22 protein-coding genes and 4 pseudogenes are annotated in these 20,567 nt (G+C 60.0%); 18 read left to right on the top strand and 8 right to left on the bottom strand.

What is annotated here, in order from left to right:
• Positions 1-712 precede the first annotated feature (712 nt).
• The 5 genes from coxB to EN859_RS34060 all read left to right on the top strand — a co-directional run bounded on the left by coxB (position 713) and on the right by EN859_RS34060 (position 6,122).
• Positions 713-1,690 carry a cytochrome c oxidase subunit II gene (coxB, locus tag EN859_RS34080; protein ID WP_348632966.1) on the top strand — a complete coding sequence of 326 codons (978 nt, stop codon included), beginning with the start codon at positions 713-715 and terminating at the stop codon, positions 1,688-1,690.
• Positions 1,687-3,630 (top strand): cytochrome c oxidase subunit I, encoded by a 1,944-nt coding sequence (gene ctaD / locus EN859_RS34075; RefSeq protein ID WP_127857006.1) that lies wholly within the window; start codon positions 1,687-1,689, stop codon positions 3,628-3,630. The genes coxB and ctaD overlap by 4 nt, the downstream gene beginning before the upstream one ends.
• A complete protein-coding gene (locus EN859_RS34070) occupies positions 3,627-4,229 on the top strand; it encodes a cytochrome c oxidase subunit 3 (RefSeq protein ID WP_127857007.1) in 603 nt (200 codons plus the stop codon). The genes ctaD and EN859_RS34070 overlap by 4 nt, the downstream gene beginning before the upstream one ends.
• Before the next feature lies 1 nt (position 4,230).
• Positions 4,231-4,572, top strand: a complete 342-nt coding sequence (locus tag EN859_RS34065) for a hypothetical protein (RefSeq protein WP_127857008.1) — start codon at positions 4,231-4,233, stop codon at positions 4,570-4,572.
• 101 nt (positions 4,573-4,673) lie between these two features.
• The gene (locus tag EN859_RS34060; protein ID WP_189502440.1) at positions 4,674-6,122 is read left to right on the top strand and encodes a cytochrome c; all 1,449 of its coding nucleotides are present in this window, start codon (positions 4,674-4,676) and stop codon (positions 6,120-6,122) included.
• Here the strand turns inward: EN859_RS34060 and EN859_RS34055 are convergent.
• The gene (locus EN859_RS34055) at positions 6,094-6,555 is read right to left on the bottom strand and encodes a c-type cytochrome (RefSeq protein ID WP_127857009.1); all 462 of its coding nucleotides are present in this window, start codon (positions 6,553-6,555) and stop codon (positions 6,094-6,096) included. The two genes, EN859_RS34060 and EN859_RS34055, sit on opposite strands and share 29 nt — an antisense overlap.
• Before the next feature lie 311 nt (positions 6,556-6,866).
• On the opposite strand from EN859_RS34055, the gene EN859_RS34050 reads away from it, so the two are divergent.
• The 7 genes from EN859_RS34050 (at position 6,867) to EN859_RS34030 (ending at position 11,253) form a co-directional block, all read left to right on the top strand.
• The gene (locus EN859_RS34050; RefSeq protein ID WP_127857022.1) at positions 6,867-7,373 is read left to right on the top strand and encodes a ferritin-like domain-containing protein; all 507 of its coding nucleotides are present in this window, start codon (positions 6,867-6,869) and stop codon (positions 7,371-7,373) included.
• 25 nt (positions 7,374-7,398) lie between these two features.
• A complete protein-coding gene (locus EN859_RS34045) occupies positions 7,399-8,949 on the top strand; it encodes an FAD-dependent oxidoreductase (protein ID WP_127857010.1) in 1,551 nt (516 codons plus the stop codon).
• 300 nt (positions 8,950-9,249) lie between these two features.
• A complete protein-coding gene (locus tag EN859_RS34040; RefSeq protein ID WP_127857011.1) occupies positions 9,250-9,453 on the top strand; it encodes a CsbD family protein in 204 nt (67 codons plus the stop codon).
• A 93-nt stretch (positions 9,454-9,546) separates the two neighbouring features.
• Positions 9,547-9,750 carry a hypothetical protein gene (locus EN859_RS34035; protein WP_245525852.1) on the top strand — a complete coding sequence of 68 codons (204 nt, stop codon included), beginning with the start codon at positions 9,547-9,549 and terminating at the stop codon, positions 9,748-9,750.
• Between the two features lie 43 nt (positions 9,751-9,793).
• Positions 9,794-9,916, top strand: coding sequence for a hypothetical protein (locus EN859_RS40375; protein WP_281015664.1), 123 nt, complete (start codon positions 9,794-9,796; stop codon positions 9,914-9,916).
• 180 nt (positions 9,917-10,096) lie between these two features.
• Positions 10,097-10,237 carry a hypothetical protein gene (locus EN859_RS38430; protein ID WP_189502438.1) on the top strand — a complete coding sequence of 47 codons (141 nt, stop codon included), beginning with the start codon at positions 10,097-10,099 and terminating at the stop codon, positions 10,235-10,237.
• Between the two features lie 107 nt (positions 10,238-10,344).
• Positions 10,345-11,253, top strand: a complete 909-nt coding sequence (locus tag EN859_RS34030) for a hypothetical protein (RefSeq protein WP_127857012.1) — start codon at positions 10,345-10,347, stop codon at positions 11,251-11,253.
• Between the two features lie 290 nt (positions 11,254-11,543).
• Here the strand turns inward: EN859_RS34030 and EN859_RS34025 are convergent, their stop codons facing one another.
• The 6 genes and pseudogenes from EN859_RS34025 to EN859_RS40365 all read right to left on the bottom strand — a co-directional run.
• Positions 11,544-11,849, bottom strand: a complete 306-nt coding sequence (locus EN859_RS34025) for a DUF982 domain-containing protein (protein ID WP_127857013.1) — start codon at positions 11,847-11,849, stop codon at positions 11,544-11,546.
• A gap of 140 nt (positions 11,850-11,989) precedes the next feature.
• Positions 11,990-12,499, bottom strand: a complete 510-nt coding sequence (locus EN859_RS34020; protein WP_127857014.1) for a ferritin-like domain-containing protein — start codon at positions 12,497-12,499, stop codon at positions 11,990-11,992.
• Between the two features lie 70 nt (positions 12,500-12,569).
• Positions 12,570-12,662, bottom strand: a pseudogene (locus EN859_RS39950) (KGG domain-containing protein); the annotation flags it as partial.
• 490 nt (positions 12,663-13,152) lie between these two features.
• On the bottom strand, positions 13,153-13,431 hold the full coding sequence (locus EN859_RS34010) for a hypothetical protein (RefSeq protein WP_245525851.1): 279 nt from the start codon (positions 13,429-13,431) through the stop codon (positions 13,153-13,155).
• 105 nt (positions 13,432-13,536) lie between these two features.
• Positions 13,537-13,989, bottom strand: a complete 453-nt coding sequence (locus EN859_RS40370; protein ID WP_281015665.1) for an IS5 family transposase — start codon at positions 13,987-13,989, stop codon at positions 13,537-13,539.
• A gap of 89 nt (positions 13,990-14,078) precedes the next feature.
• Positions 14,079-14,249, bottom strand: a pseudogene (locus tag EN859_RS40365) (transposase); the annotation flags it as partial.
• 356 nt (positions 14,250-14,605) lie between these two features.
• Between EN859_RS40365 and EN859_RS34000 the strand changes: the two are divergent.
• Complete coding sequence (locus EN859_RS34000) at positions 14,606-15,205, top strand: hypothetical protein (RefSeq protein ID WP_127857017.1); 600 nt, start codon at positions 14,606-14,608, stop codon at positions 15,203-15,205.
• Between the two features lie 777 nt (positions 15,206-15,982).
• Here the strand turns inward: EN859_RS34000 and EN859_RS33995 are convergent.
• Positions 15,983-16,864, bottom strand: coding sequence for a hypothetical protein (locus EN859_RS33995; protein ID WP_127857018.1), 882 nt, complete (start codon positions 16,862-16,864; stop codon positions 15,983-15,985).
• Between the two features lie 273 nt (positions 16,865-17,137).
• Here EN859_RS33995 and EN859_RS40360 point away from each other — a divergent pair, with 273 nt between their 5' ends.
• From EN859_RS40360 to EN859_RS33975, 5 genes and pseudogenes are all read left to right on the top strand, one after another.
• Positions 17,138-17,260 (top strand): hypothetical protein, encoded by a 123-nt coding sequence (locus tag EN859_RS40360; protein ID WP_281015663.1) that lies wholly within the window; start codon positions 17,138-17,140, stop codon positions 17,258-17,260.
• A gap of 59 nt (positions 17,261-17,319) precedes the next feature.
• A pseudogene (locus tag EN859_RS33990) lies at positions 17,320-17,754 on the top strand (exodeoxyribonuclease III); the annotation flags it as partial.
• Positions 17,755-17,868: 114 nt separating this feature from the next.
• Positions 17,869-19,435, top strand: a pseudogene (istA, locus tag EN859_RS33985) (IS21 family transposase).
• Entirely contained in the window at positions 19,368-20,096 is a 729-nt protein-coding gene (gene istB / locus EN859_RS33980; RefSeq protein WP_127857020.1) for an IS21-like element helper ATPase IstB, read from the top strand. The pseudogene istA and the gene istB overlap by 68 nt, the downstream one beginning before the upstream one ends.
• A 187-nt stretch (positions 20,097-20,283) precedes the next feature.
• Positions 20,284-20,567 (top strand): transposase (locus tag EN859_RS33975; protein WP_135913573.1); only part of this gene is annotated, 284 nt, incomplete at its 3' end.

The following is a 20,567-nucleotide window of genomic DNA, read 5'->3' as shown; positions in this document are numbered from 1 at the left end:
GGCGCGGATATTTGCGCTCCAGCTTACGCACGAAGCGTTCCACCGCCGCCGGTGTCGCCTCGATCTCGCCGAAATAGCGGACCTCCCCCTCCCGGCCACCCTCCGCAATCGCAATCGCGTGCTTGGCCTTCGAAACGTCGACACCGACGTAAAAATCCTTATCTTCTGCCATGGCCGTCCTTCCTTTGCTGGGGCTCGGCTCGGCATTCCCGAGCAACCCCCGTTTGCTTACAGCTGCAAAGACTAAGGACGGGCCGCCGCTCAGACCACGGTCATAACGTCTAGCCTTAGCTCCGCTGAGCCCACTGCGCAGGTCTACCGGATATTTGATGAAGGGGGGCGGCCCATCGCGGGCGCCGCCCGTGCCCTGAACGGATTGGAAAGGCCAGAGAGGCCTCCCCTGCCTTAGCTTTTGTGCGCGTCTTCAGCGCTGACATGCATTGCGAGCATTGCTTCGCTGCTGCTTCGAACTAAGCCATCAGTGTCGAGCATCCTTTTACAACCGGCCGCGTTATGGCCTTGGCATGGTGGTAGATTCGTCATGGCAAGGTGCACCAATTTGTTGACTTGCCTTCGGAAGCGAAGCCGATCGTCATTCCTGCCCCCTTTTGGACATCGAATTCAAAGCTCGTTCGGTAAACTTGCCGCTACCCCGTCGCGAAATGCTGCGGTCCTAAGACAGGGCCTGAGATGGGCGGCTGTCGCCTCGACATTGTCTTTGACGGGATGCAGCGACTGGCAATCGGCGCTCCACGCGCATGGCGCGAATGCGCGAAGGATACTTACCCTCATCTGGACCTTTAGCGCGGTTGCCGCGACGACTTGGCTTCTTGTCATGCTGGTCTTGGCAACCGCGCTTTTCCGAGGCCGCTTGAGGGAGGCATCGCGATCACCGCTGCAGATCGATTCTCATCAAGAACGTCGACTTGGCATTGCTGTCGGAAGCGCTACAGCTCTGACCGTGCTGGTACTAACTGCACTGACGATAGGAAGCTTTTTCGCTGGCAAATCGATCGCGTCGCTGAGCGGAAGCGAAGTGATCACGATCCGCGTCACAGGTCATCAATGGTGGTGGGAGATACGCTATCCCAAAATCGCTTCGTCGCAGGAAGTCGTCACCGCGAACGAGATCCATATTCCAGTCGGCGAGCCCGTCAGGGTCAAGCTCGATTCATTGGATGTCATTCACAGCTTCTGGGTACCAAGCCTTGCAGGCAAAAGGGACCTCATTCCGGGCCGGCCGAGCGAACTGACCCTCATCGCCGACAAGCCCGGTATCTATCGCGGCCAGTGTGCGGAGTTCTGCGGCTACCAGCATGCTCATATGGCCATCACAGTTGTCGCGGAAAGTCGCGAAGCGTTTGACGCATGGAGATTCGGGCAAGACGCTGACGCCATCGCGCCCGCCAGCGACGAAGAACACCGCGGTCAGGCGGCCTTTCTCGGGACCGGCTGCGCACTCTGCCATGCCATAAGGGGTACTCCGGCCGGCGGAACCGTCGGACCTGATCTAACTCATATTGCAAACCGTCGCTCGCTAGCCGCGGATACGCTTGCCATGACGCCCGGCGCCCTTGCTGCGTGGATTGCCGACCCGCAATCGATAAAGCCTGGAGCGAAGATGCCGAGCATTGCACTTAGCGCCGACGATCTCAACGCGGTTGTTACCTATCTTGGAAGCCTTGAATGAGCGGCATTCCGAGAAAGACGGCCGAGCTAAAACAGCACGGGGGGCTGAACGGCCTACGAGACACCGGGCTAGACGAGGCCGAACTGCTCGCTTGTCTGGCCCGTACCTGGCAGACATCAAAAGGGCTGTATGGCTGGCTGGCCACGGTCGATCATAAGCTGATCGGCCGGCGTTACGTCGTGACGGCTTTCTTGTTTCTCGTTCTTGCAGGTCTGTCGGCGCTGGCGATCCGTTTTCAGCTCGCCGCGCCCGAGGCCGGTCGCATAAGTCCGGATCTCTACAACCAGCTTTTCACCATGCATGGAACGACGATGATGTTTCTATTCGCTGTACCAGTGATGGAAGCGTTCGCCGTTTACCTGGTGCCGCTGATGATCGGCACGCGCAACGTGGCCTTCCCGCGCCTCAATGCCTTCAGCTACTGGATCTATGTTTCAGGCGGGCTGATGATTTGGGTAGCATTCGCCCTCAATACAGGCGCCGATGCCGGCTGGTTTTCCTATGTGCCACTCGCCGGACCGGACTATGGCATTGGCAAGCGCCCGGACTTCTGGGCGCAGATGGTAACCTACACGGAAGTATCGGCGCTGGCAGTCGCCGTCGAAATCATTGCAACGGTATTTAAACTGCGCACCCCCGGCATGACGCTCGATCGCATCCCGCTCTATGTTTGGTCGGTGCTAGTCACAGCCTTTGTCATACTATTCGCCATGCCGGCTGTGATGATCTCGAGCACAATGCTGATCCTCGACCGGCTTGTCGGCACCAAGTTCTTCGACCCAGCCGCGGGAGGCGATGCGCTGCTGTGGCAGCACCTGTTCTGGTTCTTCGGTCATCCTGAGGTCTACATCATATTCATCCCAGCGACCGGTTTTGTCTCGGCGATACTGCCCACGTTCGTCCGCCGCCCCGTCTTCGGCTATCTCGGGATCGTGCTGTCGCTGATTGCGATCGGCTTCCTTTCTTTTGGATTGTGGGTGCATCACATGTTCGCCACGGGTCTGCCGCAGCTTGGCGAAAGCTTCTTCACCGCCTCCTCGATGATGATCGCTATCCCGAGCGGCGTACAGATATTCTGCTGGATTGCGACAATCTGGGGCGGCAAGCCGATCTTTGCCACGCCGCTGCTTTTCGTGCTCGGCTTCATCTTCACCTTCGTCATCGGCGGCCTGACGGGGGTCATGGTCGCCTCGGTGCCGCTCGACCTGCAGGTGCATGACACCTATTTTGTGGTTGCACATTTCCATTACGTGCTTGTCGGCGGCGCCGTTTTCCCCCTGCTCGGTGCCGTCTACTACTGGTTCCCCAAAGTCACCGGCCGCATGCTTTCGGAGCGGCTCGGCCACTGGAATTTCTGGTTAGTATTCCTCGGCTTCAATCTCACGTTCTTCCCGATGCACATTCTCGGGCTGCAGGGTATGCCGCGCCGTGTCTACACCTATCCGCTAGACAGCGGCTGGGGAGGCGCTAACCTCTTCATCAGTCTTTCATCATTGGTGCTGTTCGCCGGCTTCGCGCTCTTCTTCCTGAACATGCTGCTTAGCCTTCGAAACGGCCGGGTCGCAGGGGAAAACCCCTGGGATGCGAGCACGCTCGAATGGGCGACGACATCGCCGCCGCAGTCCTATGACTTTGCGCACCTGCCGGTTGTAACTCATCGCGAGCCACTCTGGGCCGACCCTGACACATTCCCGGTCGTCGAGGGTCTGCGCGTCGATGCGCGCGAGGTGCTTGGCGGCACGGTTGCGGATGCTGTGCCGCAACTGCGCGTTCCTTCGGCTGACAATTCAATCTGGCCTCTGCTCTCGGCGATCGCAGTAGGCGGTACATTCCTCGCCTCGATATACACTCCATGGGCGGTGGTCTGGGGCGCTATACCGGTCTCAATCGGCTTCATCTGCTGGTTCTGGCCGAAAGGCGAACCGGAGGACGAAGAATGATGCGACGCCCAGTCGTCGACGTCAGCCGCCTACCCACATATGATTTCGGCGCGGCGAGCCCGATGTGGTGGGGAACCCTCGCTTTCATCGCCCTTGAGGCGACCGGTTTCGCTCTCGCGATCGGCGCCTATTTCTACCTGGCTGTCCAGGCCCCGCATTGGCCCATTGCGGCGCCCGCACCCGATCTCGCTCCAGGCACGGCAGTACTGATCATCCTGCTCGCCAGCATTGTTCCAAATCATATGATCGATTTCTGGGCCAGACAGCAGGATCTTTCGAAGGTTCGCGTCGGCATGATCGTGATGACGATCGTCGGAATCCTTCCCTTGATCGTGCGTATCTGGGAATTCCCCGCGCTCCGCATCTCATGGGACCAGAACGCCTACGGTTCGATCGTCTGGTTCCTGCTCGGGCTACATACGTCTCATCTTCTTACCGATGTCGGAGACACGATCGTGCTCGCCGTTCTGATGTTCACGCAGAAGGGCACGGCTGGCCGCCGCCTCAGCGACGTGTCGGACAATGCGTTCTATTGGGACTTCGTGGTCGTGTCATGGGCCGTGCTCTATCTCGTCATCTATTGGACTCCGAGGATGTGAGATGCAGGCAATTCGCAATGGCGTTTCCTGGGCGGGCTTCGCAAGCGGGCCGACTGCTTGGGCAGTGTCCCTGCAACTCGACTACGCGATCGTCGATTGGCAATGCTATACGGGCGTCCGTCCCACGGTGCTTATCTCGCTGCTGGCTGCGCTCGCCGCCCTGGCGGGCATTACCTTGTCCTGGCGCGCCATGCGTGACGCCAGCTTCGGTATTAGCCCGCCACTGCAGGCACGTACGCGGATCTTTCTAGCCTGGACCTCAGTCGGCGTCGGAGCGCTGTTTGGACTGGCCATGCTGGCGCAAATGGCGGCTGGGCTGATCTTCAGCGGATGCGAACAATGAGGGCGCCGGGATGCCTGCGGCGGGCGATCTGCCAACGGCAGGCGTATTGGCCCGCGCGAGGGCGCGAGGCCTCGGGCTCCGGCCGAAACCAACACCCGATTATGCTGTGCGTTCGATTCCTGCGGCCCGGCGCTGCCATCCTTGAGACCTTCGCCGCCACCATCGTGCGGTCCATCATGGCCGGCTTGGCGCTGGCGGCTTTTTGCATCCAACTGGGGGCGAATGAAATCCAGAAGGGCGAATATCTTGCCCGAGCCGCCGACTGCGTCGGGTGTCACACTTCCAACCCAAGTCGACCGTTCGCCGGCGGCTATCGTGTGCCGACGCCCTTCGGCGATGTTTATTCCACGAACATCACGCCGGATCAGGAGACAGGCGTCGGGCGCTATTCCGAAGACGAGTTCGTGCGAGCCGTCCGGGAAGGCATAAGGCGCGACGGAACCGATCTTTATCCGGCTATGCCTTACGATAGCTTCGCCAGGATGAGCCGCGAGGACGTGCTCGCGATCAGGACCTATCTCCTTGCGCAAACGCCGATCATCCAGCCGCGGCCGCAAAATACCTTGCCGTTTCCATTCAACCAGCGCTGGGCGCTCGAGCTGTGGAAACTCGCGAACTATCGTCCCGGCCGCTTCACGCCGGATCGAAGTCGAACTCAGGCCTGGAACCGGGGCGCCTATCTGATAGATGTGCTCGGCCACTGCGGTGCCTGCCATACGCCGAGAAATGTGAGATTCGGCGAGGATAACGATCGCAAGCTCGCCGGCGGCGCCGCGGGCATCTGGCGGGCCTTCAACATCACCGGCGACAAGACGGCGGGCATAGGCGGCTGGAGTGACGACGAGCTGTTTCGCTTTCTCAAGACCGGCACCGCGGCTGGAAAGGCTTTTGCCAGCGGTCCAATGGCGGAAACGGTGATGAACAGCCTGCAACATCTTTCGGATGACGACCTCCGCGCCATCGTCGCCTATCTCAGGGACGTCCCTCCCCAACCCGGGGACGAGCAGCAGCCCCGTTTCTCATGGAGCGGGACGATTATGGTCAGCGTTGCCGAACCCAGCAACATGACGCAAGGCAGCACTAACACGGCTGGCGATCTTTACGGGTCTCTGTGTTCGGGCTGCCACGGATTAGATGGAAGGGGATCGTCCGGTTCTTCCTATGCCTCGCTGACCCGCAACAGCACACTCGGCGCGGCCATTCCTGAGAATGTCGTCATGACAATCCTAACCGGAGTCAAGGCGGGCGACGTGGCGGGTCGCAAATCAATGGCTGCCTTCGCGGATTGGCTGGATGACGGCCAGGTGGCAAGCCTTGCCAACTATGTGACCGACCGTTTCGGAAATCCGAATCTCAGTGTCACGGCAGCCGACGTGCACCAGATGCGGGCAGGCTCGACAACGGAGCAGACGGTCATCCTGCTGGCGGCCCAGGCACTGGTGATCATCGGTGCCGGTTTATCGCTCGGCTTGCTCCTTCTGCTGGCAGCCCGTCTTCGCCTTGTACCGCGTCTTTCCTATTTCACGTCCGCGCATAGAGATACGCCGTGATGTCGCGAGCCTCCTGGGGCGAGAGGTTGGTGTTCGGCATGGCCGTCTTCGGATCGACATCCCGCGCCCTGCTGATCCAACGCATCATCGCATCGGAAGAGGTCCGACCCCCATGTCCGCCGATATAGGCTCTTTCAGCAACGCCCTGCAGGGACGGGCCGACGCTCCCATGAGCGCCGGGCACACCGGGAATTTCATGGCATCCGCCGCAACCATTGCGGATCATTGCCGGAATGGCGCGCTCGGCATCGCCGCCGACTTGCTGCACGACGGCGGCCTCATGCGAGCTGTTGCTGCGGATGGTCCCTGTCGTGCCGGCGACTAGAATAACAGCGACACCTGCCGTTACCCACGCCGTCCACCAGAACGTTGACGGATGTGGCCGCCGATCAGAAGTGGTCGGCCGTGTCCCTGGTTTCCGCCTCTTCGCCATTGTTGTCGCCTTCATTCTGAGCACGTGCGATGCAATTTCGCCCAAGCCAGATGGCGCGTGCGCCAAACGGCTAAGCGAAAACTGACACTCGGCAGCATTGTTCCGGAACGGTTCGGCAACGGCAAAAAAGCAGGGTCGCCAGACCCAATTCAGCGCGTTGCGAAAGCATGCATTGTCAGCCTCATTTGCCCGATTGTTGGACTTGCCCCCCGCGCTGGCTTAACACGAAGTGCCGATGGCGCCATTTGGAACAGCCGCTGTTGCCCCGCGTTGTTCCGGAGCTTATCGCCCAAATTGTCAGGAGCGCCTCGATGGGACTTTTCACGAAAGACATCAAGACGATGGACGATCTGTTCCTGCATGTGCTGCAGGACACCTACTATGCTGAGGAGCAAATCCTGAAAGCGCTACCCAACATGGTGGAGAAAGCGACAAACCGCGACCTGACTGCGGCTTTCAAGAGCCACCTCGAAGAGACCGAGAGACACGTTCAACGTCTCGAACAAGCTTTCGAGTTGATCGGGGAATCGCCGAAGGGAACCGCTTGCCCAGCGATCGACGGCATCATCAAGGAGGCGAAGGAGATCGCGGGAGAAGTTGCCGAGAAGAAGGTGCTCGATGCCGCGCTCATCACCGCAGCACAAGCCGTCGAGCACTATGAGATCAGCCGATATGGAACGCTCGTCGCCTGGGCGGAACAAACCGGTAAAGATGCGGTCGCGAAGCTTTTGGCCACAACTCTGACTGAGGAAAAAGCGGCCGACAAGAAGCTCACCACGATCGCCCAGCGGAAAGTCAATCAGAAGGCTGCTCGCTGAGCATCGGGGGATCGAGAGTTAGAGCATGAACGCGCAGGGCGAACAGACCCGGTCTCTCTGGATGAAGGTGGAGGTCGATCCCGCCGCTCCAAGTTTCTCAGGGACGCAGCGTTGCGACACGGTAATCATCGGATCCGGAATTGCAGGACTGTCCGTGGCCTACGAACTGAGCGCCCTGGGCGAGACCGTTGTCGTGATTGATCGCGGCCCCATCGCCGCTGGCATGACGTCGCGAACGACAGCGCATCTCGCGCCGATTTGCGACGACGGGCTGGGTGCACTGATCAATATTCGCGGCGAAGAGATGGCTCGACTGTTCCAGCAGAGCCAGGAAGCGGCGGTCGCCCGTCTCGAGAAGATCGTTGGCGAGCTCGGCATCGAATGTAATTTCCGCCGACTGGATGCCTTCCTGTTTCCAGCGATGGGTATCCGGCCGAAAACCGCCCTCAATCAACGCCAGGAGGAGTTCGATGCCGCGCGAAAGATAGGCGCAGCTGCCAACCTCGTGACCGGTGTGCCGCTCAGAGGCTTCGAAAAGGCGCCCGTTCTTCGCTATCCGAACCAGGCAACCTTCCACCCGCTGCGATATCTTCGAGGACTTGCCGCAGCTATACGCGAAAGGGGCGGTCTCATCTTTGCCAACAGCACAGTGGTGGCGCTTGAGGAACTGGCGGAAGGTGGGGTGCGCGTCTCCACTGAGAACGGCGGATCGATCGCGGCATCACATGCCGTCGTTGCCACCAATTCGCCGATCAACAATCGTTTTCGCCTGCACACTAAGATGTCGCCATACCGAACGTACGCGATGGCTTTCACTCTGCCTCATGGCGATCTTCCAGATGCGCTCTTTTGGGATACTGGCGATCCCTATCACTACGTCCGGATAAACCCGGGCCCCGGTTCGGTGGACTATCTCATTGTAGGTGGCGCCGACCACAAATCGGGCGAAGCTAACGACGGCGGCATCCGGTTCGAAGCGATCGAGGCGTGGATACGCTCCCTTGTTCCAACTTTGGGCAAAGAGGTAACGCGCTGGTCTGGACAGGTTCTCGACACGATCGATTATTGCGCCTTCATTGGCCTCACACCTGGCAGCACATCTGTCTATGTCGTCACCGGCGACTCCGGCCAAGGCATCACGCACGGCGCGCTTGCCGGACTTCTTTTGAAGGATCTGATCCTCGGCGAATCCAATCCCTGGAGCGAAGTTTATGAACCTTCACGCAAAACTGCTTCCGGCGTTCTCAATTATATTCGAGAAAACGCCTCGGCGGTGGCAAATCTCGCCGGTTACCTGCTGCCTGGCGACCTGAAGTCGCTCGATGATCTCGCTCCTGGTCAAGGTGGTATTTTGCGAGACGGAATGCGCAAAATCGCCGCCTGTCGCGACATGGCGGGTAACGTCCATCTGCATTCCGCTGGGTGCACGCACTCGGGGTGTGAAGTCGCCTGGAACTCGACAGAGCAGTGCTGGGACTGCTCTTGCCATGGATCACATTTCGGCCCGGATGGGGCTGTTCTGAATGGCCCTGCTGTGCTTCCCCTGCAGCCGATCGACTCTCCGGTGCCAAAGTAGACCCGGCCTGGCAGCTCGACCTGCTCCATTTGGATTCGAAATACTGAGGACGGATTCCTGCCGGCGATCCAGGCAGCGATCTTCGCCGCCTGGTAAGACATTATCTTCCTGGACCTCTCAATTGCAGGCCCACCCAGGACGGGGGAAGGTCCGAGGATTCCCGGTCCATCACCGCGCCTTCGCGGGGACTGCGCGCCACGCGACGAGAACATCAGCAGCGTCTAAATGTTCCCTCACGATGTCAGGAACTTCGGGGCAGGTGCCGCCGTTAGCCTTTGTGCAAACGAAGGAGGTCACACCATGGATTGGAACCGCGTCGAAGGGAATTGGAAGCAGGTCAAAGGTAAGGTCAAGGAACAGTGGGGCAAACTCACCGACGACGACCTCGACCGGATCGCAGGCAAGCGTGATCAGCTGGAAGGGAAGATCCAGGAACGCTACGGCATCGAGAAAGACCGCGTCCGCCGCGAAATCGACGAGTGGTACGCTCGCCAAGGTTGGTAGCGGCCAACTAGCCGCAGCCCTCATGCCGAGCGGGGCATCGAAAACGAGGAATTTGCGTTGCCGGGCAAAAGGTGACAGCCGACTGAGTAATTCATGGCGCAGTTAACCGCAATGGCCAAGAAGAAATCAAGACTTGCCTTGTCCGCCATAGAAGCAGCCACCCGCGTCGCGACCTCCGAGGCGGCTTACTTTGCCCGCAGATGCGGCCTCACCCCCGACGAAGCACTGCGAATAATGCGCGAGGCGCTTGCGACGTCAGGCTCCAAGTCACCGGGCGACGGCAAGCGGAAGCGCTAGGCGACCGAGGTATATTGCTGGGCGTTTCTGACACGTTCGCCGCTTGGCCAAAGACAGCGATATCTCGAAGGAGGAGGCTCGGGAATTGATCAAGCTGATTGGCACCGACTGGCCCTCGCTGCTGCCGCTGCTACGCGAGGCTCGCTTCCTCAAGATCCGGCACTGATCGCTCAGGCTTGCACAAAGCCGACGTCGGGCTTCCCGCGGCCCAGCAATACCTGCCATATGCCGGCCCGCCGGCTCGGCCGGCGGTCTTGGTAACTAGCGTAAGCTGCGGGTTGCTTCGCTCTCGGCTCGTGCCTGCTTGCGCCTCAGTGAATGGCAGCGGATCGGCTGGGCGGGTCCTATGCTGACCCGCAACATCACGCTCGGCGCAGCCACGCCTGAGAATGTCGTCGTGACAATCCTCACCGGCGTGAGGGCGGGCGACATGCAGGTCGCCGGCTGCTGGAACGAAAGCGAGACATCGCAGTTGTATTTCGGCTAACCCATTCATAGGAGGTCGATATGGGCCGCGGTATTTTGCTATGGCTGCTGGGTGTTCCGATACCCATTATCATCTTGATCATGCTTTTCGCTCGATAGGAGGGAGGAATGGCAAATGTCCTCTCTCCGAACGTTGTTTCGGAAACAACCGAGTCGTCATCATCCGCCGTTAGTTGGGGGCCGATAGTGGCTGGTGCATTTGCCGCCTCTACGCTAAGTGTAATCCTTTTGCTGGTTGGGGCCGGGCTGGGGCTATCTTTTGCCTCGCCTTGGAGCGGTTCGACGCCGTCGGCAACAACGTTCGCCGTTTCGGCCGCTGTCTGGCTGGTCATTGTCCAGTGGTTGTCGGCCGGCGTGGGCGGTTATCTAACCGGTCGATTGCGGACGAAATGGGTGAATGTGCACACGGATGAGGTTTTGTTCCGTGACACCGCGCATGGCTTTTTGGCCTGGGCCTTGGCGACGTTGCTTGTCGCGGGCGTGCTCGGTTCCGCACTTTCGTCGGTTCTCGGGTCGGGGGTGCAGACAGCCTCGAACGTTGCGTCAGGCGCCGCCATGGGCGCATCCGCGGCCGCAGGCAATGCCAGCCCGCAGACTGACAATGCCCTCGGATACTTTGTAGACTCCCTGTTCCGACCTACCGACGCCGCTGCAACTGCGGCTCCAAACGGTCAGAATGATGCCGCCGTGACGGGGCAGGCAACGCGCATACTTATTGCCAGTGCCGTTAATGGCCAGGTTTCCGCCGATGATAAAACCTATCTCGTCCGGCTCGTGTCGTCTCGGACGGGGTTATCGGAAGCGGATGCCACCAAACGGGTCGATACGGTCCTTGCGAGTATCGAGGACGCGAAAAACAAGGCCAAGGCCGCCGCTGACAAGGCACGCAAGGCAAGCGCTACGTCCGCTCTCATTGGTGCCCTATCGCTGGTGATCGGTGCATTCATCGCCAGTGTGGCTGCAGCTCTCGGCGGCAAACAGCGTGACGAGGAGCAAGCGCTTTTTGCAAAGAGCTAGCCTCGCAGCCGTGACTTGAGGTGCACGACGCGGATGAAATCGTAAGTCGTTCTTCGCATGGCCTGATCGGATCAACTCGTCAGCTTGGCCTATATGGTCGCGCCGTCGCGGCTCTGCGTATCAGGAATACCATCAGGAAAGTGACGTCGTTCCGGTGTTCCATGTCTCGGAATACTGAAAGACCGAGCCGGTGAAGGCGAGGCATGGACAGGACAAAAACCAGCCGACCCGAGGCGTGCGCCACCACGGTCGCGAGGTGGTTGAAAACTCTTTCCATCTACGGGCCAGCCTCATACCTCCGGCGGAACGATCACCAATTCTCTACAAAGTGCGTCGAGCACATGCAAAGCGGCACTTCTGCTGCCGTCGAGCAGCAAACCCTGTCGCCCGGCTGCAATGCGATAAGCTTCGAAGGCCACCTTCGGCCGGCAGGTGCCGGCTATGGCCTTGGATAGCAAACTCGCGGCATTGACGTAAGCAGCGTTCGTCCGATCCGGCCAGGTCTTGCTTAGCGTGGCGGCCGCTTCTGCGACATTGGAGATTAGGATCGGCCTGCTGCCGGGAAACTTGACGGTCAGGGGTAGAAAGTCTGGCATGTTGGGGACTCGGCTTGGGCGGTTGATACGTAGACGTAAGCCTGCGGCTTCTTTTGGTATCAACAAATGGACCTTTCTGCCGGTCGTGCGTGTGAGCCCGCGCCCTCAGATGCAAGGCAAGGGCGCGGGTGTTCGATTTGTCAGGCGGCCTGGAGTGCGCGCGCGTTTGCATCGTCTTCGCCAAGGGCGCTGAGCCCCTCGTCTGCGGCCGCCTCTTCCTTGAGGGTCTGACGCAAAAGGGGCAGCGCTTCTTTCATGCCAAGTTGCTCCGCCCAGGCGATCAGAGTGCCATACCGGGCAATCTCATAGTGCTCGACCGACTGTGCGGCGCCGACAAGTCCCGCGTCGAGGGCCGGCGCATCCTTGTATTCCTCAAGGATTTCGGCCCCCTCCTCCAGGATTCCGTCGATGGCCGGACAAGTCTTGCCTCTTGCCGCTCTGCCGAGTTGCTCGAAAATCTGTTCCAGCCGCTCTACATGGTCCTCGGTTTCGAGGCGGTGTTTTTCGAATGCCGCGCTCAACTGTTCAGACTGTGCTGCCTTCGAGAGCTTGGGTAGCGTCTTCAGTATCTTCTTTTCGGCGTAGTAGATGTCCTTGAGGCCATCCACGAACAGACTTTCCAATCCGTTGGCGGTCTCTTGCTTCGGCATGTCGTTTACTCCTCTCAATATTGGTTACCGAGGCGGTACCCATGAAGCGCCGCCTCAGACTTCGTTAGGATTGGCCTCCTTTGCGGCCCGCCTCGGAGGCTTTCCCAGGGTCCTCTGCAAAGTTGCCGCTGCCGCCGCGGTTGTTGGCCTTCGCGCTGCCTATCGTCCGCTTGCTGCTGGCCGAACCGACGCTGCTCGTCGTCGTCCATGTTGTTGTGGCCCTGCTGGCCATGACCTGCTGGCCCGTCTTGTCGCGGGTTCCACCTTGATTAGGCATTTCGTTCTCCGTCGTTTCATCGCGCTCCGCGCACCCATGTCAATTCGGCGGTCAAGCGAGTGTTCCGAGCGAAATATTTCGTGATGGCAGTTGCGCGGCAAGCCGGTATGAGGTGACGTCGCCTTGCCACGGATTCGGCGGGCGAGTTTCTGAACTGACGGCGCTCTGCTCCCTCAGTCCCTGCAAGGCATGGCAGCCCTAGCCCTTCCCCCGAGCGTCCTCGGATTGCATCGCCACCGGCCAAACCGGCCGGGACGAACAGGAAACGAGCGCGCTGCCCAAGGGAAGGGCAACGGTGCCCGATCTGGATTGTGCACCGCACGTGGCCCGCGCTCTCGGGCTGTGCCTGAATTCCCGGGGCGGACGCCCTGGCAATTCAGGCACAGCCCGGCTCGATCTGATGAAGATCGTGCAGGAGGGCATGCAGCTTAATTTTGGACAGTCTTTTGCGGGCAAGGTGGCGCGCCGCGTTCTGAAATGCGTCCCGGCCGGTTTCGACCAGGAATACCAGCGTCATTAAGTCTATCAGAAAGTCCTCAATCGCTTGGGTGGTTGCCTGTGAGCCTTTGAATGACGAAAGCATTTTGCGCGCTTCTTCCACCGCGTCGGTCCCGCCGACCTCGATCAGCGCTTCGATCTTTTGAAAACAATCCAATTTCGGAAATCCCCCGCCCAGCCCCTGAAACTCGCATGGGCAACCAAGGTTCCCTCCAGGCGGAAATTCGCCGAGCCCGGTATGTTGCCCTGCCGAGAGATCGAACTAGGGCGTGGACTCATTAGCGCGCAGCCAGATGCGGATTGATGCGAGCTTGATGAACGCCAGATAGTTGGCTGAGAGTTTGTCGTATCGGGTCGCGACCCGCCGACATTGCTTGATCTTGTTGAAGAACCGTTCGACGAGATTTCGCGCACGATACAGGTACGGGCTGAAGCAGATCGGGTCTTTGCGATTTCGTTTCGGCGGAATATTTGCCCATGCTCCTTGCTGGCGTGCAAGCTCCCTTATCCAGTCCGCGTCGTATCCTCGATCCGCGAGCAACATCATTTGTGGGAGCAACGCGCTGAGGAGAACCGAACACAACCGATTGTCGTGTGCTTCACCGGGCGTGAGGGCGAGATGGACTGGTAGGCCGTTGGTGTCCACCACGGCGTGAATCTTGCTCGGCCCCCTCGTGAGCGACCCATATCCTGATGATTGTTGTCCGCGACGCAGGCTCCGTGCTGGTGCACGCGCACGACGGAGGTATCGATCATCTGCACCGCCGTATCATGACCGGCGGCCAGCGCATCGATGATCTGGTCCCAGACGCCAGCCCGCCGCCAGCGCACGAACCGATTGTAACAAGTGGTGCAGGGACCATAGGTCTCTGGCAGGTCGCGCCACGGCGCACCTGATCGCAGAACCCAAAAGATGCCATTGAGCACGCGACGGTCATTTACACGCGGAACGCCACGCGGCTTGTTCGGCAGCATCGGTTTGATGGCGGTCCATTCGTAGTCTGTCAGTTCGTAGCGCATGATTCGAGGCTCCGGTTTCGGAGCTTGAATCACGTCCACAGCCGTACCATCAACCTGCAACGGCCGTCGCGGAGCCGCTAATTCTCTGAATTTGCTTCTGCTTTCGCCGGCATAGCGGACATGGCCGGACTTGAGGCTGGCTCAACCCGGTCGCGAAGGACCCGGAGCGGACCTCGCAACTTGCTAGATGAAGTCCGGTCAGACATCACTCTTAGGTTTTATGTTGACTCAGATCAAAAAATAAATTGGCGCGACATGTTAACCAGCAACATGGGCAGGCGGTGCAATTTGACATTCATGGAGATGAGCAAATGGCTACGCAAAGCAATATCCACTTCTTTACAAATTGGGCCAAGGAGCGCCTCGATGAAATGGACGCCGCAGTGACGTCGTTTGAAGGCAAGCTCGCCGAGGTGCAGTCCGATGTCCGCGACAAGGCCAACAAGGTTCTGGCTGACCTGCGTAAGCAGCGCGATGACTTCCGGGACACGATCACGAACCAGTCGGAAGCTAACGAGTCCGCTTGGATTCAGGCAAAGGCAAAACTAGAGGCTGACTGGCGCTCGTTCGAGGCTGATGTCAAGAAATATGTCGAGAGCTTCGGCAGTAAAATCGAGCACCAACAGGCTACGTTCAAGGTTCAAGCCGACGCCCAATTGAAAGCGTGGCGCGCAGCGGCCGACCAGCTTGGCATCGATGCCAAAAAATTCGCTGCTGAGCGTAGGGGCAAAATCGACGCCGCCGTAAATCGTATGAACGCCGATGCCGCCGAGGCGGAGAAAAAACTCCAGAAGTTGAACGAGGCGGGGACCCAGTCATGGTCCGCACTTACGGCTGCTTTGACGGAAACGCGCGCTGCATTCGATCGCGCCAATCAGGTAGCGCAGGAGGCGTTCAAGCGAGCTGCTTGACAAAGTACTGATTGGATTCGGAGAGACCGCCGCGAGGCGGTCTTTCTTTTGTCGGACATTTGACTGATAGCCGATATTGGCACATCGCGTCATTTCGGTACGGTGCGGAGTTTGGTCGCCATCGGGGCATAGCGGACATTGGCGAGCAGTTCGCCCGGCAGATTTATGGGTTCACGCCCTAACGGGAAGCCCGGATCAGCCGCTCGAGCAAGAGGTAATCCTCCAAGTCTCTATAGGGGTCAGGTCTAAATCCGATGGCACTTTCTGCAGCTTTTCTTCATCGATCGCTTTTTCATGCCGCTTCATAACAGTCTGGTAGCCTCTCCCAAGTCAGCCTGGCACATCGCACAGCGATTCTCTCGAAGCGTAAAGCAATTTGATCTGCATGTAGATAATGCAATCGGAACTCATCCAGAGTCGTCTTCTCGATAACTTCGTGGCATACCAGAAAGGTATCCAGCCGCACGTCTTTGCCTCTCGAACCGCAGTTCAGGCGCGGACCCAACAGTCCGACGTAAAATTGCGCTGGCATTTCCCGGTTCCAATCATGCCGAAGCGCGTAATAAGACGTTGCCGATCGCATCTCTGGGCGGCGCATTGTTGGCGACGGGTGGTCGATGAGAATGGCGCCAGCCTTCGGTAGATCAAACTCCATCTGGTGTGCCGGGACCTTGAGCGCCAAGACACAGAGCTACCTGCCCAAGCTGGTTCGCAATCGTTGCATATGGAAGCTGCCAAGCTGCTCACCGTCCTCGTAGGGCATGGAGATGTCGGAACTTATGATTGCACTTTTCTTCGTTTTCTTCGCTCAAGGCTACGCGCACGCTGGCGAGCGATCCTGAGTTCGCCAAGCGTCGGCTGCCACCACCCTCTTGATCGTTCAGTCGATCCGGCAACACGACGGGCCGGCCATGTCTTGATCAGTTCAGCCAATGTCGCTGGCCGCCATCTGGCCCAGAGATAGTCGACGGTTGCCTCCATCAAATGTGGATAAAACATTGCTGAATCCGCAGCGTCAGCGACTTCACCAGAAATCTCCCTGAAGACGACAATGCCATATTGTTCCGTTGCCACAGCTCGGCCGAGCGGAGGAAGGTCTTCAGCCGGTAGCGGATAACGATGTCGCTTGCGTTCGGCATAGCGCAGCTTCGCGGCTCTGTGTTCATCCGAATCTTTGTTGGCTTCGCGCCCTCGCTTCCGCTCCTCCGGTTCAGCGCGTCGGGCGGCTCGCTCGATGCGTGGCCAATGGTGCCGCAACGTCTCGTAGGAGCGGAAAGGCACCCTCCAGGCTCGCAGTTGCTCATCCCAGCGCGCCCAGGGAATGGCTCGCAGTTCCTCCAGAACCGTCTTCGAATAAGGCGTGCGGATCCGCAGGTCATCCGCGACTTCCAGATAAGGGCTCGACAGCGGATCGAAGGCGAAGGCATCGCGCCCCTTGCTGTCATCATGGGCGGATCGCGAAGCCCCCTCTTGTGCCAGCCAGCGCTCGATGCGTCGCGCCGCGGTCTTTCCGGGCACGAACCAGCTGCCGAGCTCGTCGCTCCACCTGGCGCGAGGGAATGCCTCCCGAAACCGCTCCACCGCCGCTCGATCATACGGGAAGCGCGCTTCGGCACCGGGAGCCGTCTGCGGTGGGGCAATGTCGGCGGATCTTTCCATCAGCTTGCGATCGGCAGCCTGTTCGCAAAGCAACGCCCTTCGCGTCACTTGGGTTCAAGCCGGACACCCCAAGAAGGAAACCGCATGCGGGGATGACCGGTACCCTTCCCCAGCCAACCGCGCGGAAACCTTCCCGACATTCGGGGGTTAATCCGGATCAGGCGAGGTCAATTCATGCCGAAACGCAATGCAGATGAAATAGCGGTCAGCCGGCCAAGGAGACAGCGCTCGCGGAGACAGCGCTCGCGCCCCCTCAAAGGCGAAGAGACGGAAGTGGACCACATCGTGGAAATGCACAACATATCGCCGGGCCAGGCGCGGGAGCTCGTGCGGCGCTACGGAAATGACTGGCGCAAGATCGATGAGGCCGCCAAATCCTACAAGGAAGACGGCTAGAAGTTGAAAGCCACGTATCAGGACGACTGCCCGGAAAGATCCTCGCCCAAGATGACCGGATGACCACGATCGCGACCTTTAACGTAAACGGCGTCAATGGACGGTTGCCGGTCCTCCTCAAATGGCTCGGCGAAACTGCTTATGACATCGTCTGCCTGCAGGAGCTCAAGACATCCGACGAAAAGTTTCCCGCCGAGGCGATCAGGGATGCTGGTTACGGCGCCATCTGGCACGGCCAGAAGTCTTATAACGGGGTTGCGATTCTGGCTCGCGGGAAACAGCCGCTGGAGCGTAGACGCGGATTGCCAGGCGACTCCGACGATTCGCACAGTCGCTACATCGAGGCCGAGGTCGATGGACTGGTGATCGGCTGCATCTACCTGCCCAACGGCAATCCCGCGCCCGGCCCGAAATTCGATTACAAGCTCGGCTGGTTCCAGCGAGTGATCAGCTATGCCCAGACACTGCTCAAAGAAGACACGGTCCTTTCCGGTGTGTTTCGGCGTGGAATAAGGACCCCGTTTCAGGGGTGATCGGCGTCCAAAAAGGACCCCTGTAACGCAGGGTTGTCACACTGCCTCCGGTTTCATTGGAGGCATTTGTTTTGGATGTTGGTTGTGGAGACGATTGCGAAGATACGCCGGCTTTCGCTGGTTCAGGGGAAGTCGATCAAGGAGATCTGCCGCGAGTTACGGATCTCCCGGAAGGTGGTCCGCAAGGTTCTGCGATCCGACGCGACGGAGTTCCGTTACGAGCGCGAGCATCAGCCGATGCCGAAGATCGGCCCCTGGCAGGATCAACTCGACGGATTTTTGAACGGCAATCACGGCAAGGCGGCACGCGAGCGGCTGACGCTGATCCGAATCTTTGAGGAGCTTCGCGGGCTCGGATACGAGGGCAGCTACGATGCGGTCCGCCGATACGCGAAGGGCTGGGCGAAGGAGCAAGGCTCGGCGGCGGCGGAAGCCTATGTGCCGCTGTTCTTCGCGCCGGGCGATGCCTACCAGTTCGACTGGAGCCACGAGATCGTCCTGATCAACGGCGTGACGGTGACCGTGAAGGTCGCCCATGTCCGGCTCTGCCACAGCCGTATGATGTTCATCAGGGCCTATCCGCGCGAGACGCAGGAGATGGTGTTCGACGCGCACGACCGGGCCTTCGCCTTCTTCGGGGGCGCCTGCACGCGCGGCATCTACGACAACATGAAGACGGCGGTGGAAACGATCTTTGTTGGCAAGGACCGCCAATACAATCGCCGCTTCCTGCAGATGTGCAGCCATTATCTGGTGCAGCCGGTCGCCTGCACGCCGGCCTCGGGTTGGGAGAAGGGTCAGGTCGAGAACCAGGTCGGGCTGGTGCGCGAGCGCTTCTTCACGCCGCGGCTGCGCTTCAAGACCTATGAGGAGCTGAACGCCTGGCTGCATGACAAGTGCGTCGCCTACGCCAAGGCGCATCGTCACGTCGAGCAACCGGAGCGAACGATCTGGAACGTGTTCGAGGAGGAGCGTGGCAAGCTGGTTGAATACCGCGGTTCCTTCGACGGGTTCCATACGGTGCCGGCCTCGGTGTCGAAGACCTGCACGGTGCGCTTCGACAACAACAAATACTCTGTCCTCTCGACCGCCGTTGGCCGCCCGGTGGAAGTCCAAGCCTACGCCGGCAGGATCGTCATCCGCCAGGACGGCGTGGTCGTTGCCGAACATGTTCGTTCCTTCGGGCGCAATGAGACGATCTACGATCCGTGGCATTACGTCCCGGTGCTCGCCCGCAAGCCCGGCGCGCTGCGCAACGGGGCGCCGTTCCAAGGCTGGGTTCTGCCCTCAGCCATGGAGCGGGTGCGACGCCGCCTAAAGGATACGGACGATGGCGATCGGCAGATGGTGTCGATCCTGGCATGCGTCCTTGGTGACGGGATCGACGCGGTGGAGGCAGCCTGCCAGGAAGTGCTCGACCAGAACGTCTGCTCGTCCGCCGTCATCATTGACATCCTGGCGCGGCGGCGCGATCCGGGTCCGGCCGTCACCATCCTCACCCCGGACGCGCTCCGTCTGCAGCACGAGCCGCAGGCCGACTGCGCCCGTTACGACAGCCTCAGGAGGGCAAGCTGATGGAACGCACGCAGGTTCTGGACCTGATGGGGACGCTGAAGCTCTACGGCATGCGTGGCGCCTATGACGAGGTCATGGCCACCGGCATCAAGCGCCAGCACGAGCCGCCGCGGATCGTCGGTGATCTGCTCTCGGCCGAGATCGCCGAGAAGCAGGCGCGCTCCATCAAATACCAGCTCACCGTCGCCAAGTTGCCGCTGGCCAAGGACATCGAGGAGTTCGACTTCGACGGCACACCGGTCAACGAGGCGCTGATCCGCGACCTCGCCAACGGCACCTTCGTCGCCGACCAGCGCAATGCCGTCCTGATTGGCGGCACCGGGACCGGAAAGTCGCATTTGGCGATCGCCCTTGCCCGAGCGCTGATCCGCAACGGCTCGCGCGGCCGCTTCTTCAACGTCGTCGACCTCGTCAACCGCCTCGAGACCGAGCACCGCAGCGGCAAGCAGGGCCGCATCGCCGACTACCTGACACGGCTCGACTTTGTCGTCCTCGACGAACTCGGCTATCTGCCGTTCGCCCAGGCCGGCGGGCAATTGCTCTTCCATCTGATCAGCCGGCTTTACGAGCGAACCTCGATCATCGTCACCACAAACCTGGCGTTCGGCGAATGGCCCGCCGTCTTCGGCGACGCAAAGATGACCACGGCGCTGCTCGACCGTCTCACCCACCACTGCGAGATCATCGAGACCGGAAACGAATCCTGGCGCTTCAAGAACCGCGCCTGATCACCCATCAAGCCGATCCGCACTCGCCGGGCTGCGCAACCCAGACCAGCTCCGCCCGGCGAGCGCTGACCGTCGTGCCTTACAAAGGGGTCCCTTTTGCGCGCCGATCTGGAGTGGGCCCCTCGGGCCGGACAGGATGGTTTTCGGTAATTGACCGGGCAGCCGGGCTTTCAGAGGATGAAGGCCCATGGCAAAGCACCGAACCCACAGCGTCGAGTTCAAGCGGCAGGTTTCGCAGGAGTATTTCGGCGGCGAGACCCTGCATGCCCTCTCGAAGCGCCACGACATCTCACGCAATCTGATCCGGATATGGGTCGAGAAGTTTCAGGCGGGCGCTCTCGATGAGGATGCCGCAGCGGCCGATCTTCTGCAGGCTTATGAGGCGCGCATTGCCGCGCTCGAACGGCTAGTCGGCAAGCAGGCTCTGGAACTGGAGTTTCTAAAGGGGGCTCTGCATGCAGGACCGCGGCA

Origin of the sequence: Mesorhizobium sp. M00.F.Ca.ET.216.01.1.1, assembly GCF_004010325.2 — a bacterium.
Taxonomy (GTDB): domain Bacteria; phylum Pseudomonadota; class Alphaproteobacteria; order Rhizobiales; family Rhizobiaceae; genus Mesorhizobium.
Note: the sequence above shows the minus strand (reverse complement) of the source record. Positions and strands in the feature narration are given on the sequence as shown.

Coding starts and splice junctions, on each gene's coding strand:
- ctaD (WP_127857006.1), top strand. CDS start 1,687: ATGAGCGGCATTCCGAGAAAGACGGCCGAGCTAAAACAGCACGGGGGG.
- EN859_RS34070 (WP_127857007.1), top strand. CDS start 3,627: ATGATGCGACGCCCAGTCGTCGACGTCAGCCGCCTACCCACATATGAT.
- EN859_RS34065 (WP_127857008.1), top strand. CDS start 4,231: ATGCAGGCAATTCGCAATGGCGTTTCCTGGGCGGGCTTCGCAAGCGGG.
- EN859_RS34060 (WP_189502440.1), top strand. CDS start 4,674: ATGCTGTGCGTTCGATTCCTGCGGCCCGGCGCTGCCATCCTTGAGACC.
- EN859_RS34055 (WP_127857009.1), bottom strand. CDS start 6,555: ATGGCGAAGAGGCGGAAACCAGGGACACGGCCGACCACTTCTGATCGG.
- EN859_RS34050 (WP_127857022.1), top strand. CDS start 6,867: ATGGGACTTTTCACGAAAGACATCAAGACGATGGACGATCTGTTCCTG.
- EN859_RS34045 (WP_127857010.1), top strand. CDS start 7,399: ATGAACGCGCAGGGCGAACAGACCCGGTCTCTCTGGATGAAGGTGGAG.
- EN859_RS34040 (WP_127857011.1), top strand. CDS start 9,250: ATGGATTGGAACCGCGTCGAAGGGAATTGGAAGCAGGTCAAAGGTAAG.
- EN859_RS34035 (WP_245525852.1), top strand. CDS start 9,547: ATGGCGCAGTTAACCGCAATGGCCAAGAAGAAATCAAGACTTGCCTTG.
- EN859_RS38430 (WP_189502438.1), top strand. CDS start 10,097: ATGCTGACCCGCAACATCACGCTCGGCGCAGCCACGCCTGAGAATGTC.
- EN859_RS34030 (WP_127857012.1), top strand. CDS start 10,345: ATGGCAAATGTCCTCTCTCCGAACGTTGTTTCGGAAACAACCGAGTCG.
- EN859_RS34025 (WP_127857013.1), bottom strand. CDS start 11,849: ATGCCAGACTTTCTACCCCTGACCGTCAAGTTTCCCGGCAGCAGGCCG.
- EN859_RS34020 (WP_127857014.1), bottom strand. CDS start 12,499: ATGCCGAAGCAAGAGACCGCCAACGGATTGGAAAGTCTGTTCGTGGAT.
- EN859_RS34000 (WP_127857017.1), top strand. CDS start 14,606: ATGGCTACGCAAAGCAATATCCACTTCTTTACAAATTGGGCCAAGGAG.
- EN859_RS33995 (WP_127857018.1), bottom strand. CDS start 16,864: ATGGAAAGATCCGCCGACATTGCCCCACCGCAGACGGCTCCCGGTGCC.
- istB (WP_127857020.1), top strand. CDS start 19,368: ATGGAACGCACGCAGGTTCTGGACCTGATGGGGACGCTGAAGCTCTAC.